The organism is Frankia sp. Mgl5 (assembly GCF_023242985.1).
In the GTDB taxonomy this organism is placed as follows: domain Bacteria; phylum Actinomycetota; class Actinomycetes; order Frankiales; family Frankiaceae; genus Parafrankia; species Parafrankia soli.
On the sequence record NZ_JALKFY010000094.1, the window covers coordinates 1 to 278 of the forward strand.

At 56.8% G+C, this 278-nt stretch carries 1 protein-coding gene; it reads right to left on the reverse strand.

Going from position 1 to position 278, the window contains the following annotated elements; translation table 11 throughout:
* Window positions 1-278 (reverse strand): tRNA-dihydrouridine synthase (locus MXD62_RS08520; protein WP_248828846.1); only part of this gene is annotated, 278 nt, incomplete at both ends.

A 278-nucleotide genomic window follows, 5' to 3' on the forward strand; every position in this document is an offset into this window, starting at 1 on the left:
GCTGTTAATCGTATTGATCATGCTGACCGCATCCGCCCCACCCTCACTCGCCGCCCGCGCAGTAAAACGAATATCCGTGATATTGGGCGTAAGCTTGACGATAACCGGTGTCCGGGCAACCTCCTTCACCCACTCCACCTGCTGCCTGATCAAGTCAGGATGCTGTCCAACCGCCGAACCCATCCCTCGTTCCGCCATCCCATGCGGACAGCCGAAGTTCAGTTCCAGACCATCTACACCGATCGCTTCCACCGCTTTGACGATCTCATGCCATGCTT